Below are 16,774 nucleotides of genomic sequence, written 5' to 3'. Positions count from 1 at the left end.
TGGGGGTTCGAGTCCCTCCTGGCCTGCCATTTTTGGAATAAAGAGAGACAAATAAAGTTATGAAAAAACTAATTACCTATTATAGATTATCCAAAGAAGAACTATCCAAAGTCATCTTTCCTACAAAAGAACAAGTGAGAAATGCTTTTATTTCTGTGATTGTTGTTGTAACGGTTATTGCTCTATTTTTGGCATTAGTTGATTTCATTCTTGGTAGTTTTGTTTCAAGTATTTTATAATTATTTAGGATTTGTTTATGGCATTGTATTGGTATGCGATTCAAACATATTTTGGTAGTGAACAAGCTGTAAAACGCGGAATAGAGAATCTCGTTAAAGAACATCATTTAGAAGAGAGACTTACAGATATTGTTGTCCCTACGGAAGATATTATTGAAGTAAAGAACAATAAGAAAAAAATTAGTGAGCGAAGTCTTTATCCGGGATATGTTTTTATTAAAGTAGATCTTGATACTGCCTTATGGCATACCATTCAATCTTTACCGAAAGTTAGTCGTTTCATCGGTGAGGCAAAGAAACCCACGCCTTTAAGTGAAGCAGACATTAATCATATTATTGAAAAAGTGCAGAATCGCGCAGCTCCCAAACCAAAAATCATTTTTGAAGCAGGAGAGGTTGTCCGCATTATTGAAGGTCCTTTTGCGAATTTCACAGGCACAGTGGAAGAATATGATATGGAACATAGAAAATTAAAACTCAATGTTTCCATCTTTGGTCGTAGCACACCTATTGAAATACTTTATTCACAAGTGGAAAAAATAGTTTAATAACTAAAAAACAAGGATAAGTTATGGCAAAAAAAATCATTGGCGAACTTAAGCTTCAAATCCCTGCTGGTAAAGCAAATCCATCTCCACCCGTAGGTCCAGCTCTAGGTCAACGCGGTGTGAATATTATGGAATTCTGTAAAGCATTTAATGAAAAAACAAAAGATATGGGAAATTTTAATATTCCTGTAATCATCACGGTTTATCAAGATAAAAGTTTTACATTTATCACAAAAAAACCTCCTGTTACGGATTTAATTAAAAAAGCAGCAGGAATCCAAAAAGGTTCTGACAATCCTCTGAAAAACAAAGTAGGAAAACTTACAAAAGCACAAGTTTTAGATATTGTTAAAACTAAAATGGACGATTTAAATGCAAACACAGAAGAAGCGGCAATTAAAATTGTTGAGGGAAGTGCTCGCAGTATGGGCATTGAAGTTGTAGATTAAATAGACGCGTTGGAGTATAAAATATGGCAAAAAAATTAACAAAAAGAATGCAAAATCTCATTAATAAAGTAGATTGCAAAAAAATATACGATATTACAACCGCTTCTGCAACAGTTAAATCTTTAGCATCGGCTAAATTTGATGAAACAGTTGAGGTTGCGTTGAGTTTAGGTGTTGATCCAAGACACGCAGATCAAATGATTCGTGGTGCGGTTGTTTTGCCTAATGGCACAGGTAAAAGTGTGCGTGTAGCAGTTTTTGCAAAAGGCGCTAAAGCAGATGAGGCAAAGGCGGCAGGTGCGGATGTAGTAGGAGATGAGGATTTGGCAGATCAAATCAAAAATGGGGATTTGAATTTTGATATGGTCATTGCGACACCAGATATGATGGCACTTGTGGGTAAAGTAGGTAGAATCCTAGGACCAAAAGGTTTGATGCCAAACCCCAAAACAGGCACTGTTACTATGGAAATTTCCAAAGCAGTTAGCAATGCAAAAAGTGGGCAAGTGAATTATCGTGTGGATAAAAAGGGTATTGTGCATGCTCCTGTTGGTAAAGCAAGTTTTGATGCAAAAAAACTTGAAGAAAATATTGTTGCGTTGGTAAAAAATATCAACAAACAAAAACCTGCAAGTGCAAAAGGCAAATATATAAAAAATGCAACATTGTCTTTAACAATGAGTCCATCTTTAACATTAGATGCCCAAGCATTAATGGATTTAAAATAATTTATTCTTGTTTTTTATCTTAGACTAATGACTATGGGGGCAAACGCTTAAAATCTAACCCTATATAAGTCTTTCGTCTGAAAGGAGGTTAAAATGACAAAAGCAGAAAAAACTGCTCTAATTGAGAATCTTACAGCTGAATTTAAAGCATCTAATGCGATTGCAGTTTGTGATTATAAAGGATTGACTGTTAAGCAATTAGAAGTTTTAAGAGCAAATGCAAGAGAACAAAATGTAAAAGTTCATGTTATCAAAAATACGCTTGCATTGATTGCGCTTAAAAATTTCGGAGTAGAAGGATTAGAGCTAAAAGAGAATAATATTTTTGTTTGGGGAGAAGATCAAATTTCTTTAGCCAAAACAATTTGCAAATTCTCAGATTCTGTGGGTGGTAAGCTTGTAGTAAAATCAGGTTACTTTGAAGGTAAAATCGTAGATGCAAAACACATTGAAGCCGTTTCAAAACTACCATCTAAAGAAGAACTTATTGGTATGTTGTTGTCCGTTTGGACTGCTCCTGCTCGTTACTTTGTTACAGGGTTGGATAATTTACGCAAAGAAAAAGAAGCGCAATAAAAATTTAGGAGAAAATTATGGCAATTTCAAAAGAAGATGTATTAGATTATATCGGAAATCTTTCTGTTATGGAGCTTTCAGAACTTGTGAAAGCATTTGAAGAAAAATTTGGTGTATCTGCCGCACCAACCGTTGTAGCTGGTGCAGTTGCAGGTGGTGGAGCAGCTGCTGCTGAAGAAAAAACTGAATTTGACATCATCTTAACTGACAGCGGTGATAAAAAAATCAATGTTATCAAAGTTGTCCGTGAAGTAACAGGTCTTGGACTTAAAGAAGCAAAAGACGCAGTGGAAAAAACTCCATTTACCGTTAAAGAAGGCGTTAAGAAAGAAGATGCTGACGCAATCAAAGCTAAATTTGAAGAAGCAGGTGCTAAAGTCGAAATTAAATAATTTTAGGGAGATTCTATCTCCCTTTCATTTTTCTTCCAAAATTCTACATTGATATATGAGGTAATAAATATGCCAGTAAGTTTAAAATCCGGAAATAGATTAAGAGTTGATTTTACTAAAATCCCTCAAAACATTGCGGTTCCTAATTTGCTCCAATTACAAAGGAATAGTTATGACACTTTTTTAATGGCGCAAGATAATGGTGAATCTGGGATTGAAAAGGTGTTTAAATCTATTTTCCCAATACACGATGCACAAAATAGAATTAGCCTTGAATATGCGGGTTGTGAATATGGTAAGCCACGTTACACCGTTAGAGAGGCTATGGAGAGAGGTTTGACTTACTCAATTCCCTTGAAAATAAAAATCCGATTGGTGCTTTGGGAGAGAGATGAAAAGACAGGTGAGAAATTAGGCGTTAAAGACATTAAAGAGCAAAGCATTTTTGTGCGTGAGATTCCATTGATGACGGATAGGACGAGCTTTATTATTAATGGGGTAGAACGCGTAGTAGTTAATCAGCTGCATAGAAGCCCCGGTGTTATCTTTAAAGAAGAAGAATCCACAAGCACTTCAAACAAATTAGTCTATACAGGGCAAATTATCCCAGATAGAGGCTCTTGGCTCTATTTTGAATATGATGCAAAAGACACATTGTTCGTGCGTGTAAATAAGCGTAGAAAAGTACCTGTTACTATTCTATTTCGCGCATTGGGATATTCACGCCAAGATATTTTAAAGATGTTTTATCCGCTTTTAAATATCAAATCTAAAGCGGGTAAATATCTCATTGCATTTGACCCAGAGGAATTTGTGGGGCGCGTAGAATTTGATATTAAAGACCCTAAAGGCAATTTAATTATTGCAGCGGGCAAGCGATTAACTGCCAAAAAAGCAAAAGCACTCAAAGAAGAAAAGCTCAATATGATTGAGTATCCAACAGAGATTCTTATGGAGCGTTATCTAGCAGAGCCAATCATTGACAAAGAGAGTGGAGAGATTTTATTTGACGCTTTGACATTGCTAGATGAAAGCAAGCTAAAAAAATTAGCGGAATTGAATATTAGTGATTTTGTGATTGCAAATGACTTAGCAGCAGGAGTAGATGCTTCTATTATTAACGCATTCATTGCTGATGCGGAATCTTTAAAGCTTTTGAAACAAACTGAAAAGATTGACAATGAAAACGACTTAGCTACGATTCGTATCTACAAAGTAATGCGTCCGGGTGAGCCTGTTACCAAAGAAGCGGCAAAGCAGTTTGTGCAACAATTATTTTTTGACCCTGAACGTTATGATTTGACGCGTGTTGGGCGAATGAAAATGAATCATAAACTAGACATTGGTGTGCCAGATTATGTAACGGTTCTTACGCACGAAGATATTATCAAAACTGTGCGCTATTTGATTCATGTCAAAAATGGACGCGGACGCATTGACGATAGGGACCATTTAGGAAATCGTAGAATCCGCGCAATTGGTGAATTATTGGCAAATGAATTGCACACAGGTTTGGTTAAAATGCAAAAAGCAATTCGTGATAAGCTCTCTACAATCAGCACAGGATTGGAAGATCTTATGCCGCACGATTTAGTGAATTCCAAAATGATAACTGGCACAATTTTAGAGTTTTTCACCGGAGGACAACTTTCACAATTTATGGATCAAACTAATCCTCTTTCTGAAGTAACACACAAAAGGAGACTTTCTGCTTTAGGTGAGGGTGGTTTAGTAAAAGAAAGAGCAGGATTTGAAGTGCGAGATGTGCATCCAACACATTATGGTAGAATCTGCCCAATTGAAACTCCAGAAGGGCAGAATATCGGTTTGATTAATACACTTTCAACCTATGCCAAAGTCAATGAGCTAGGATTCATTGAAGCACCTTATCGTAAAGTGGTAGATGGCAAGGTAACTGATGAGATTGTTTATCTTACTGCTACACAAGAAGAGGGTGCGGTAATTGCGCCTGCAAGCACAATATTGACAAATAATCAAACAATTAAAGAAGAAATGATTGAAGTCAGAAAAGATGGCGAAATTGTGTTAATGGAATCCAAAAAAGTGGATTTGATTGACTTAAGTCCTAGAATGGTAGTTGGGGTAGCTGCAAGCTTGATTCCATTCTTAGAACACGATGACGCAAACCGCGCGTTAATGGGTTCAAATATGCAACGTCAAGCGGTGCCTCTTTTGTGCCCAGATGCTCCAGTGGTTGGCACAGGGATTGAAAAAATTGTCTCAAGAGATTCTTGGGAGGCAACAAAAGCTACGAGAGCAGGAATTGTAGAAAAAGTAGATGCCAAAAATATTTATGTTTTAGGCGAGGACGAAAATGGTGCGTTTATTGACCATTATTCCTTGCAAAAAAACTTGCGCACAAACCAAAATACCTCTTTTTCCCAACGTCCAATCGTCAAAGCAGGCGATTGTGTAGAAGTTGGGCAAGTCATTGCAGATGGTCCAAATATGGACCAAGGTGAGTTAGCGTTGGGAAAAAATATTCGTGTTGCCTTTATGCCGTGGAATGGATATAACTTTGAAGATGCAATCGTAGTAAGTGAGAAATTGATTCGTAACGATGCATTTACTTCTATTCATATTTATGAAAAAGAAATTGAAGCAAGAGAATTAAAGCACGGGGTAGAGGAAATCACAAGAGATATTCCAAATATTCGCGAAGAAGAGCTTGCACACCTAGATGAAAGTGGAATCGTAAAAATTGGAACTTATGTTAGCGGCGGAATGATTCTAGTTGGTAAAGCATCTCCTAAAGGCGAAGTGAAGCCAACTCCTGAAGAGCGTTTATTGCGGGCAATTTTTGGTGAAAAAGCCGGACATGTTGTCAATAAATCTCTTTATTGTCCCCCAAGTTTAGAGGGAACGGTAGTTGATGTTAAGATTTTCACAAAAAAAGGCTATGACAAAGACCGCCGTGCAGTCGTTGCCTATGAGGAAGAAAAAGCGCGTTTAGATTTGGAGCATCACGATAAGCTATTGATGCTTGATAGAGAGGAATCTTTGCGCATTGGCTCTATTCTTTCAAAAGAAAAATTAATTAGTGCAGCGAAAATAGGAGATAAGGAATATAAAAAAGGTGGAGTGATTCCAAAGGCTGATTTAGAAAATGTCAATCGTTTTGCTATGGGGACATTGATTAAAAGTTATTCCAAAGAAATTCAAAACAAATATGATGCACTCAAAAGCAATTTCTTAGAGCAGAAAAAAAGCTTGAGTGAGGAGCATGAAGAAAAACTTTCTATCATTGAAAAAGATGATATTTTGCCAAGTGGAGTTGTCAAGCTTGTAAAAATCTATGTCGCAACCAAACGCAAATTAAAAGTGGGTGATAAAATGGCGGGAAGACATGGTAACAAAGGGATTGTTTCTAATATTGTTCCAGAAGTAGATATGCCCTATACTAAAGATGGTCGTCCTGTGGAAATCGTGCTTAATCCTCTTGGTGTGCCTAGTCGTATGAATATCGGACAAATCCTAGAAGTGCATTTGGGACTAGTAGGCAAACAACTAGGTGAGCAAATCGCAAATGTTTTTGAAGGCGAAAAAAGCAAATGGGTAAGTGAGCTAAGAGCCAAAATGCAAGAAATTGCTGAAAATTCAGATATGAAAAGTCCTAAAGCATTTTTGGAAAAATTAAGTGATGAGGAGTTATTGAGTTTCGCGAGAGATTGGAGCAAAGGTGTGAAGTTTGCAACACCTGTTTTTGAGGGCGTAAATGCACAAGAATTTGAAAAGCTCTTCGCTCTTGCAAAAATTGATAGTGATGGCAAAACAGAGCTTTACGATGGGCGCACAGGTGAGAAAATGATGGAACGCGTGAATGTGGGATATATGTATATGCTCAAACTCCACCATCTAGTAGATGAAAAAGTCCATGCAAGAAGCACAGGACCTTATAGTCTTGTAACGCAACAACCAGTCGGAGGAAAAGCACTCTTTGGAGGACAAAGGTTCGGCGAAATGGAAGTTTGGGCATTAGAAGCTTATGGTGCGGCTCATACTCTTAAAGAAATGCTTACGATTAAATCTGATGATGTAGAAGGGCGAGTGAAAGCCTATAAAGCAATCACAAGAGGAGAGGCGGTCAAAGAATCAGAGATTCCGGAAACTTTCTATGTCTTGACAAAAGAACTTCAAAGTTTGGCATTAGATGTGAATGTATTTGCAAAGAATAAAGAGGGTATTGATGAAGTTGTAACTATCAAAGAGGATAACCGACCAAGTGATTTTAATGCTTTTCAACTCTTGCTTGCAAGCCCAGAAAAGATTCGTAGTTGGAGTAATGGTGAAGTGAAAAAACCAGAGACGATTAATTACCGCACCTTAAAACCTGAACGTGATGGATTGTTCTGCGCCAAAATCTTTGGACCTGTTAGAGACTATGAGTGTTTATGTGGAAAATACAAGAAAATGCGCTATAAAGGAATTGTATGTGAGAAGTGTGGCGTGGAAGTAACAAGCTCTAAAGTGCGCCGCTCAAGAATGGGACACATTGAGCTTGTAACGCCTGTTGCGCATATTTGGTATGTTAATTCGCTTCCTAGTAGAATCGGAACTCTACTTGGTGTGAAAATGAAAGACTTAGAACGTGTTTTGTATTATGAGGCTTATATTGTGAAAGAGTCAGGTGAAGCCTATTATGACAATGAGGGAACAAAGCCTGTTGCTAAATACGATGTATTAAACGAGGAACAATACCAAAGCTTATCACAGAGATTTGAGCATACGGGATTCGTTGCACAAATGGGCGGCGAAGCAGTGAAAGATTTGCTTGAGGGTATTGATTTGGTAGATTTGATTGCCGAATTAAAAGAAGCCATTAAGGCGACGAATTCCGAAGCGAAAAAGAAAACAATCATCAAGCGTCTCAAAGTGGTAGAAAGTTTCGTAGTCTCCGGTGGACAGAATCGTCCCGAATGGATGATGCTCACTGTTTTGCCTGTGTTGCCGCCAGATTTGCGTCCATTGGTTGCGTTAGATGGAGGGAAATTTGCAGTAAGCGATGTTAATGACCTTTATCGTCGCGTGATTAACCGCAATCAGAGGTTGAAACGCCTCATTGAATTAGACGCACCAGAAATTATTGTGCGCAACGAAAAAAGAATGTTGCAAGAATCTGTTGATGCGCTTTTTGATAATGGTAGAAATGCAAATGCTGTTAAAGGCGCGAATAAACGCCCATTGAAATCGCTTTCAGAAATTATTAAAGGCAAGCAAGGGCGATTCCGCCAAAATCTACTTGGAAAACGTGTAGATTTCTCCGGACGTTCCGTTATTGTTGTAGGACCAAATTTACGAATGGATCAGTGTGGATTGCCTAAAAATATGGCATTAGAACTCTTTAAACCACATATTTTGGCAAAATTAGAGGAAAAGGGTTATGCAACAACTTTAAAGCAAGCTAAGAAAATGATTGAACAAAAAACCAATGAAGTATGGGAAAGCTTGCAAGAAATTGTTATGAATTACCCAATTATGTTGAATCGTGCGCCAACCTTGCATAAGCAATCTATTCAAGCATTTCACCCAAAACTCATTGATGGAAAGGCGATTCAGCTTCACCCATTAGTGTGTGCAGCATTTAATGCGGACTTTGATGGCGACCAAATGGCAGTGCATGTGCCACTTTCTCAAGAGGCAATTACAGAATGTAAGCTTTTGATGTTAAGCTCTATGAATATTTTGTTACCTGCAAGCGGTAAAGCAGTTACCGTGCCTAGCCAAGATATGGTTTTAGGGCTTTATTATCTCTCTTTAGCGAAAGAAGATTCCAAAGGTGAGCATAAGTTGTTCTCCAATATTGACCAAATCCATATTGCTTTAGAAGCAGGTGTAGTGGAAGTTGGTTCTAAAGTACGTGCATTTGTAGAGGATAGAATCATTAATACAACGATTGGTAGAATGATTTTAAAATCTATTTTGCCTGATTTTGTGCCTGTACATTTGTGGAATAAGGTTCTTAAGAAAAAAGACATTGCAGCTTTGATTGATTATGTGTATAAAGAGGGTGGTGTAGGGATTACCGCAAGTTTCTTGGATAATCTTAAAAATTTAGGATTCAAATACGCAACTAAGGCTGGAATCTCAATTTCGGCAGATGATATTATCGTGCCAGACAATAAGAATAAAGTCGTAGAGGGGGCGAAGAAAAAAGTCAAAGATATTCAAGCGCAATTTGGAGCAGGTTTATTAACCGAACAAGAACGTTATAATAAAATTATTGATGTTTGGACGGATACCAATAATGCGCTAGGCAATGAAATGATGAAGCTAATTGAAAACGATAAAGCAGGCTTTAACTCTATTTATATGATGGCAGATTCTGGTGCGAGAGGTAGTGCAGGGCAGATTAGACAGCTTTCTGCAATGCGGGGATTGATGGCAAAACCCGATGGAACAATCATTGAAACGCCCATTACCTCAAACTTCAAAGAGGGTTTGAATGTGCTAGAATACTTTATTTCTACACACGGGGCGCGTAAAGGTTTAGCGGATACCGCTTTGAAAACTGCAAATGCGGGGTATTTGACGAGAAAACTCATTGATGTAAGTCAGAATGTTAAAGTTGTAGCAGATGATTGTGGCACCAATGAGGGGATTGAGATTACCGATATTACCGTCGGTAGTGAATTGATTGAACCGCTAGAGGAAAGAATTTTTGGGCGCGTCATCGCAGAAAATATCATTGACCCTATCACAAATGAGGTATTAATCGGCGAAGGCACAATGATTGATGAGGAAAAAGCGCGCAAGGTTAAAGAAGCAGGAGTGAAATCTGTAATTATTCGCACGCCTGTTACTTGTAAAGCTGAAAAGGGTGTGTGTGCAAAATGCTATGGTTTGAATCTTGGAGAATCTAAGATTTCTAAAATCGGCGAGGCGGTGGGCGTAGTTGCTGCACAATCTATTGGTGAGCCCGGAACGCAGCTGACGCTAAGAACTTTCCATATCGGTGGAACAGCAAGCAGAAGCCAAGAAGAACATCAAGTTATTGCGGATAAAGAGGGTTTTATTCGTTATTATAATGTCAAAACCTATAAGAATCGTGAGGGTAAAACGATTGTTTCCAATAGAAGAAATGCCGCGATTTTGCTTGTAGAGCCGAAAATCAAAGCTCCATTTGAGGGAGAATTAAAAGTAGATGTTGTGCATGATGAGGTGATTGTTTCAGTTATTGGTGAGAAAGAAACTGCAAAATTTACGCTTAGAAAATCCGATGTTGCAAAACCAAGTGAGTTAGCAGGGGTTACAGGCAAGATTGAAGGGAAATTCTATATTCCTTATTCCAGCGGGCATTATGTGCGTGATGAGGGAAGTATCGTAGATATTATCAAAGATAGTTGGAATATTCCCAACCGAATCTCTTATGCAAGTGATTTAAAAGTAGAGGACAATGCACCTATTACACAAAAAATCTATGCAAGGGAAGAAGGAATTGTAAAATATTATTATTTGCAGGGCGACCATTTGGAGAGATACCGCGCACTAGAAAAAGGTGAAGAAATCACTGAAAAAGGTGTTTTTGCTGTAATTGCTGATGAGTATGACCAAGAAGCAGCGCGTCATTATATTGCAAGGGGTTCTATTATTGAAGTTCAAGATAACCAAAGTGTGGAGAAAAATACATTAATTGCTAAGCCAAAAAGTGATGAACATATCGTTGTCGCGGATTGGGACCCTTATTCTAATCCAATTATTGCAGAGGAAGCGGGAACGATTAAGTTTGAAGATATTATTCCCGGACTTACGGTGTCAGAACAAACTGATGAACTTACGGGTCAAACACGATTGGTAGTAAATGAATACATTGCAAGTGCGCATAAGCCAACTCTTGTTTTATCCACTGCAAATGGTGGGTTGATTCGTTATGCCTTAGACCCGAAAACTGCGATTTTCATTTCTGATGGTGCAAAAGTAGAAATGGCAGATATTCTAGCTAAAACGCCAAAAGCCCTTGTAAAATCTAAAGATATTACAGGAGGTTTGCCGAGAGTTTCTGAATTGTTTGAAGCGAGAAAACCAAAAGACCCTGCGGTATTAGCGGAGATTGACGGAATCGTAAGCTATGGTAAGCCTATTCGTGGTAAAGAAAGAATTATTATCACAGCAAATGACGGCAGAATCGCAGAGTATTTGATTGATAAATCTAAGCAGATTCTTGTTTATGAGGGAGAATTTGTCCATGCGGGTGAAGCTATAACAGAGGGAATTGTTGCAAGTCAGGATATTTTGCGTATCGGCGGAGAGAAAGAGTTGTATAAATACATTGTGAGTGAGGTGCAGCAAGTCTATCGGCGACAAGGGGTTAGTATTGCAGATAAACATATTGAAATTATCGTGTCTCAAATGTTAAGACAAGTCAAGATTTATGATAGTGGTAACACAAAATTCATTGAGGGAGATTTGGTAAGTAAGCGACATTTCAGAGAAGAAAATGCTCGCATTATTAGAATGGGAGGAATCCCAGCAATTGCTGAACCAGTGTTGTTGGGAATCACGCGTGCCGCAATTGGTAGTGATTCTGTGATTTCAGCAGCATCATTCCAAGAAACAACAAAAGTCCTCACAGAAGCAAGCATTGCGGCAAAAATTGACCATTTAGAGGATTTAAAAGAAAATATTGTATTGGGTCGTATGATTCCGGTCGGAACAGGAATTTACAAAGGTAAAAAAGTTAAAATTAAAGAAAGCTAAAGGCGAATTAAGGTTATTTCAACCTTAATTTAAGTAAGAATAAAGTGTGATTTGCTTATAATCCGCTTCATTTTCTCTATTAAAACCATTTTAGGAAGGAAAGACAAGTGCCAACTATTAATCAGTTGATTAGAAAAGAACGAAAAAAAGTTATCAAGAAATCAAAGTCTCCAGCTTTGGTAGTTTGCCCTCAAAGAAGAGGAGTTTGTACTCGTGTTTATACAACAACACCTAAAAAACCTAACTCTGCGTTAAGAAAAGTTGCAAAAGTTAGATTGACAAGTGGCTTTGAAGTGATTAGCTACATTCCCGGTGAGGGGCATAATTTGCAAGAACACTCCATTGTATTGATTCGTGGGGGTAGGGTAAAAGACTTACCGGGCGTAAAATATCATATTATCCGTGGCGCATTGGATACTGCAGGAGTAGCAAAACGCACAGTTTCGCGTAGTAAGTATGGGGCAAAAAAAGCAAAGGGTGATGCAGGAGGTAAAAAATAATGAGAAGAAGAAAGGCACCACAACGAGAAGTATTGGGAGATCCAATCTATAATAATATTATTGTAACAAAATTCATCAATAAAATGATGTATGATGGCAAGAAAAGTGTTGCAGAAAAAATCATTTATGCAACCTTTGCAAAGATTGAAGAAAAAACAAAAGAAAAAGGGATTGAAACCTTTGAAAAAGCATTAGAAAAAGTTAAGCCACTTGTAGAAGTGCGAAGCCGACGCGTAGGAGGCGCGACTTATCAAGTACCTGTGGAAGTTCGTCCTGCAAGGCAACAATCCTTGTCTATTCGCTGGTTATTGGATTCTGCTAGAAAAAGAAATGAACGCACGATGATTGATAGATTGGCAAATGAACTTATTGATGCTGCAAATGAGCGCGGTGCAGCATTTAAGAAAAAAGAAGATGTGCATAAAATGGCTGAAGCGAACAAAGCTTTTGCGCATTATCGCTGGTAAAATAAATTATGTTTTTAAGGGGTTTTTCCAAGATTCCTTAAAAATTCTACTAAATCTCAAACTCAAATTTTCTTTGTATAAGGATTAACAATGGCAAGAAAAACCCCGTTAAATAAAATTAGAAATATTGGAATTGCAGCGCACATTGATGCGGGTAAAACAACGACTTCAGAAAGAATCTTATTCTATACAGGTGTAAGCCACAAAATTGGTGAAGTGCATGATGGTGCAGCGACAATGGACTGGATGGAACAAGAAAGAGAACGTGGAATTACGATTACTTCCGCCGCAACCACTTGTTTTTGGAAAGATTATCAAATCAACTTAATTGACACTCCCGGACACGTGGATTTTACGATTGAAGTTGAACGCTCTATGCGCGTTCTTGATGGTGCAGTTGCAGTTTTTTGTTCTGTGGGTGGCGTGCAACCTCAAAGTGAAACCGTTTGGCGTCAAGCAAATAAATATGGTGTTCCTAGAATTGTTTTTGTTAATAAAATGGATAGAATTGGTGCAAATTTCTACAATGTAGAATCTCAAATTGCAACAAGATTAAAGGCAAAGCCTGTGCCACTTGTGATTCCAATTGGAGCAGAGGATAATTTCAAAGGAGTTGTAGATTTAATCACAATGAAAGCTATTGTTTGGAATGATGAATCTATGGGTGCTAAATATGATATTGAAGAGATTCCAGCAGAATTAGTAGCAAAAGCAGAGGAATACCGCGAAAAATTACTAGAATCTGTCGCAGAACAAGACGAAGCAACAATGGAAAAATATCTAGGTGGGGAAACCTTGAGTGTGGAGGAAATCAAAGCAGGAATTAAAAAAGGTTGTCTTGCAATGGAAATCGTTCCAATGCTCTGTGGCTCAAGCTTCAAAAATAAAGGCGTTCAAACTCTTCTTGACGCTGTCGTAGAATATTTACCTGCCCCAACAGAAGTTGCAGACATTCGCGGCGTAGACCCAAAAGATGAAGAAAAAGAATTGTTTGTTAAATCCACAGATGATGGAGAGTTTGCAGGTTTGGCATTCAAAATTATGACAGACCCTTTTGTAGGACAATTAACATTTGTGCGTGTTTATCGCGGTAGTTTAGAATCTGGAAGCTATGTTTTAAACTCTACTAAAGGCAAAAAAGAACGTGTAGGAAGATTGCTCAAAATGCACTCCAACAAACGTGAGGACATCAAAGAAGTCTATGCAGGCGAAATTTGTGCTTTTGTGGGATTGAAAGAAACCTTGACAGGAGATACACTCTGTTCAGAAAAAGAACCGGTTGTATTGGAGAGAATGGAATTCCCAGACCCTGTTATTTCTATTGCAGTAGAACCAAAAACAAAAGCAGACCAAGAAAAAATGGCTTTGGCTCTTGCAAAACTTGCTGAAGAAGACCCAAGCTTTAAAGTACATACAGATGAGGAATCTGGACAAACAATTATTTCGGGAATGGGTGAATTGCACTTAGAAATTATTGTGGATAGGCTCAAAAGAGAATTTAAAGTAGAAGCAGAAGTGGGACAACCGCAAGTTGCATTCCGCGAAACAATTCGCCAAAGCGTGGAACAAGAGTGCAAATACGCAAAACAATCCGGTGGGCGCGGACAATATGGACATGTCTTTATCAAGCTTGAACCTCAAGAGCCGGGCAAAGGTTATGAGTTTGTCAATAACATTAGTGGGGGTGTGATTCCAAAAGAATATATCCCAGCGGTAGATAAAGGGATTCAGGAATCTATGCAAAATGGTGTTTTGGCAGGTTATCCTGTGGTAGATTTCAAAGTTACGCTCTTTGATGGTAGTTACCACGATGTGGATTCTTCTGAAATGGCATTTAAAATTGCAGGTTCTATGGCTTTTAAAGACGCTTGCCGCAAAGCGGGTGCAGTTTTGTTGGAGCCGATGATGAAAGTAGAAGTGGAAGTACCTGAAGAATATATGGGTGATGTGATTGGGGACTTGAATCGCAGACGAGGGCAAATTAATTCTATGGACGATAGAATGGGTTTAAAAATCGTGAATGCGTTCGTTCCTCTAGCAGAAATGTTTGGTTATTCTACGGATTTGCGTTCAGCAACTCAAGGACGCGGGACTTATACAATGGAGTTTGACCATTATGGTGAAGTGCCAAACAACATTTCCAAAGAAATTATGGAGAAAAGAAACGGCTAAACTTGTGATTCCAACTCTAAAGTTGGATAAGCCGACAATAAGGAAAAGAATGAATTTGTTAAGATTTTGGAAAATTGCTAAAAAAAGACTGCGGGGGGGGGGGGGCTTTTATTTAGATAAAATCTCTTCTAAACTAGATACAATAGAATTTCAAAATCAAAATTTAATACGTGAGATCGCCTTACTCAAAGGCGAGATTGTCCTTTTGAAAAATATCCTGCTAGACCAAAGCAACAATAAACTCACACAAGTTTTTAATACAATCTATGAAACAAACGCTTGGGGCTATGGTAGTGGCAGTGGTTCTAATGAAAACCTTTGCAAAGGTTATGTGCAGTTTTTGCAACAATTTTTTCAAAGAAATAATATCAAAAGTATTGTAGATATTGGTTGTGGGGATTGGCAATTTTCTAAAAATATCAACTTTGATGGTATTCTTTATAAGGGCTATGATGTTGCAAGTTTTGTTGTAAATAGGAATTTAGCAAAATATAAGAAATCTAATATTGACTTTATCCATTACAATGGAGATTTTTCCGTATTACCTAAAGCGGATTTGGCAATCTGCAAAGATGTTTTACAGCATTTACCAAATCATAACATTAGACAATTTATTGATAATCTCTCCAAATACAAATATGTTCTTATTGCAAACGACATTGGGCTTGCGGGTGAAAATAATGATATTTTGCTAGATGTTTATGCGTATAGAAGTTTAGATTTGAGGAGTGAGCCTTTTAATCTCCCTTTGGAAGTCGTCTTTGAATTTATCCGACAACCAAGAGAGCCAAACATTGCAGTGATGTTGTGGAAAAATCCAAATCTTGTTGTATGATAATTTTTATCATCAGAGGATATGGTGTCTTATTGGTGTTCGCAAGGAGGAGGGCGATTTTTTGTTATTGCGAGATTCCAAAAGGAATCGTGGCAATCAACAATCTTGAATTAATAACAGCACGGAATTCGTCATTGTAAGAGATTTACCTCATGGCGTGCGTTGTGTCAGTAGCTCACCAGCTTCAGTGTAAATCTATAATTTTGCATAAATAAAATTTATTATAGAATCTATAAAGATTTAAAATAGAATTTAGATTGTAGATTTACAAGATTATGGATTGCTTTGGCTAAAGCTTTGCAAGAGCGAATTGAAAAGGATAAATTGATATGTTATGGCAAGACTTGGTTTATTAAGTCGTAGCGCACGACTTGTGAAGTAGTTTTCAAGTTTGTAACTTTTCCTCCCAAAGATACGCACTCCTGCAAATCATTTCTAGTTGATTGAATTGGGGTTGCCATTTGGTTTTGGATAAAATCTTGTGATTATCGCTTACGAGCACACTAGGGTCTCCCTCGCGTCTCTTTGCGGATTCTACAACAAAATCTTTACCGCTTACTTTTTTGACACAATCAATCACTTCTTTTACGCTAAAGCCTTTTCCATAGCCTACATTATAAATTTCAGAGGTTTGCGATTCTAGCAGAGATTGCAAGGCAAAGAAATGTGCGCTTGCCAAGTCATCAATATGAATATAATCCCGAATGCAAGTGCCGTCCCTCGTCTCATAATCATTCCCAAAAATCTGCATTTTTGCGCGTTTATTTGTTGCACATTCACAAGCGACTTTAATAAGATGTGTTGCATTTTTTGTTCTTTGTCCCAAAGCGCCTTGTTTGTCCATTAATGCACCTGCGACATTGAAATAGCGCAGAATCACGCTTTTGAAATTTGGATTTGCAACTTGTAAAGCATACAAAATTTTCTCAATCATTAGTTTGGATTCTCCATAAGGATTGATGGGATTTGGAATCGCACTTTCTTGAATTGGAGAGTGTTCTTTTGGCTCACCATAGACTGCGGCGGTAGAGCTAAAGAGAAATTTGTTGATAGCAAATTTTTGTGTAATTTGCAAAAGATTGGTTGTATTAGCAACATTGTTTTGAAAATATTTTAGCGGATTTTGCACAGATTCTTGCACAATGAGGCTTGC

At 37.8% G+C, this 16,774-nt stretch carries 12 protein-coding genes; 11 read left to right on the top strand and 1 reads right to left on the bottom strand.

All coding sequences use genetic code 11. The features are described 5' to 3' along the window. Positions 1 to 59: 59 nt before the first annotated feature. The 11 genes from secE to Q1553_RS03665 all read left to right on the top strand — a co-directional run bounded on the left by secE (position 60) and on the right by Q1553_RS03665 (position 15,621). A complete protein-coding gene (gene secE / locus Q1553_RS03715; RefSeq protein WP_026944110.1) occupies positions 60 to 239 on the top strand; it encodes a preprotein translocase subunit SecE in 180 nt (59 codons plus the stop codon). Between the two features lie 23 nt (positions 240 to 262). Continuing rightward, entirely contained in the window at positions 263 to 787 is a 525-nt protein-coding gene (nusG, locus tag Q1553_RS03710; protein WP_181881664.1) for a transcription termination/antitermination protein NusG, read from the top strand. Between the two features lie 23 nt (positions 788 to 810). Further along, entirely contained in the window at positions 811 to 1,236 is a 426-nt protein-coding gene (gene rplK / locus Q1553_RS03705; RefSeq protein WP_006802142.1) for a 50S ribosomal protein L11, read from the top strand. 23 nt (positions 1,237 to 1,259) lie between these two features. Then, entirely contained in the window at positions 1,260 to 1,964 is a 705-nt protein-coding gene (gene rplA / locus Q1553_RS03700) for a 50S ribosomal protein L1 (protein WP_115551982.1), read from the top strand. Between the two features lie 93 nt (positions 1,965 to 2,057). Further along, entirely contained in the window at positions 2,058 to 2,540 is a 483-nt protein-coding gene (gene rplJ, locus Q1553_RS03695) for a 50S ribosomal protein L10 (RefSeq protein WP_300842764.1), read from the top strand. Positions 2,541 to 2,557: 17 nt separating this feature from the next. After that, positions 2,558 to 2,932, top strand: coding sequence for a 50S ribosomal protein L7/L12 (rplL, locus tag Q1553_RS03690; RefSeq protein ID WP_115551980.1), 375 nt, complete (start codon positions 2,558 to 2,560; stop codon positions 2,930 to 2,932). Positions 2,933 to 3,001: 69 nt separating this feature from the next. After that, positions 3,002 to 11,647: a DNA-directed RNA polymerase subunit beta/beta' gene (locus Q1553_RS03685; RefSeq protein ID WP_297600628.1), complete on the top strand. Its 8,646-nt coding sequence runs from the start codon at positions 3,002 to 3,004 to the stop codon at positions 11,645 to 11,647. A gap of 107 nt (positions 11,648 to 11,754) precedes the next feature. Next, positions 11,755 to 12,147, top strand: coding sequence for a 30S ribosomal protein S12 (gene rpsL / locus Q1553_RS03680; RefSeq protein ID WP_026944116.1), 393 nt, complete (start codon positions 11,755 to 11,757; stop codon positions 12,145 to 12,147). Then, complete coding sequence (gene rpsG, locus Q1553_RS03675; RefSeq protein ID WP_115551979.1) at positions 12,147 to 12,614, top strand: 30S ribosomal protein S7; 468 nt, start codon at positions 12,147 to 12,149, stop codon at positions 12,612 to 12,614. Before rpsL ends, rpsG begins: the two co-directional genes overlap by 1 nt. Before the next feature lie 90 nt (positions 12,615 to 12,704). Further along, positions 12,705 to 14,786: an elongation factor G gene (gene fusA, locus Q1553_RS03670; RefSeq protein WP_115551978.1), complete on the top strand. Its 2,082-nt coding sequence runs from the start codon at positions 12,705 to 12,707 to the stop codon at positions 14,784 to 14,786. Between the two features lie 49 nt (positions 14,787 to 14,835). After that, positions 14,836 to 15,621, top strand: coding sequence for a class I SAM-dependent methyltransferase (locus Q1553_RS03665; protein WP_300842763.1), 786 nt, complete (start codon positions 14,836 to 14,838; stop codon positions 15,619 to 15,621). A 385-nt stretch (positions 15,622 to 16,006) separates the two neighbouring features. On the opposite strand, the gene galE is transcribed toward Q1553_RS03665, so the two are convergent. After that, positions 16,007 to 16,774 (bottom strand): UDP-glucose 4-epimerase GalE (gene galE, locus Q1553_RS03660; protein WP_300842762.1); only part of this gene is annotated, 768 nt, incomplete at its 5' end.

The organism is Helicobacter sp. UBA3407 (genome assembly GCF_949747025.1).
Classification (GTDB): domain Bacteria; phylum Campylobacterota; class Campylobacteria; order Campylobacterales; family Helicobacteraceae; genus Helicobacter_D; species Helicobacter_D ganmani.
The sequence above is the reverse complement of the archived record's forward strand: the minus strand, read 5'-3'. Positions and strand labels throughout refer to the sequence as shown.

What these genes read in the sequence shown, in the direction of transcription:
- secE (WP_026944110.1), top strand. Translation starts at nt 60, where the DNA reads ATGAAAAAACTAATTACCTATTATAGATTATCCAAAGAAGAACTATCC.
- rplK (WP_006802142.1), top strand. Translation starts at nt 811, where the DNA reads ATGGCAAAAAAAATCATTGGCGAACTTAAGCTTCAAATCCCTGCTGGT.
- rplA (WP_115551982.1), top strand. Translation starts at nt 1,260, where the DNA reads ATGGCAAAAAAATTAACAAAAAGAATGCAAAATCTCATTAATAAAGTA.
- rplJ (WP_300842764.1), top strand. Translation starts at nt 2,058, where the DNA reads ATGACAAAAGCAGAAAAAACTGCTCTAATTGAGAATCTTACAGCTGAA.
- rplL (WP_115551980.1), top strand. Translation starts at nt 2,558, where the DNA reads ATGGCAATTTCAAAAGAAGATGTATTAGATTATATCGGAAATCTTTCT.
- Q1553_RS03685 (WP_297600628.1), top strand. Translation starts at nt 3,002, where the DNA reads ATGCCAGTAAGTTTAAAATCCGGAAATAGATTAAGAGTTGATTTTACT.
- rpsG (WP_115551979.1), top strand. Translation starts at nt 12,147, where the DNA reads ATGAGAAGAAGAAAGGCACCACAACGAGAAGTATTGGGAGATCCAATC.
- fusA (WP_115551978.1), top strand. Translation starts at nt 12,705, where the DNA reads ATGGCAAGAAAAACCCCGTTAAATAAAATTAGAAATATTGGAATTGCA.
- Q1553_RS03665 (WP_300842763.1), top strand. Translation starts at nt 14,836, where the DNA reads ATGAATTTGTTAAGATTTTGGAAAATTGCTAAAAAAAGACTGCGGGGG.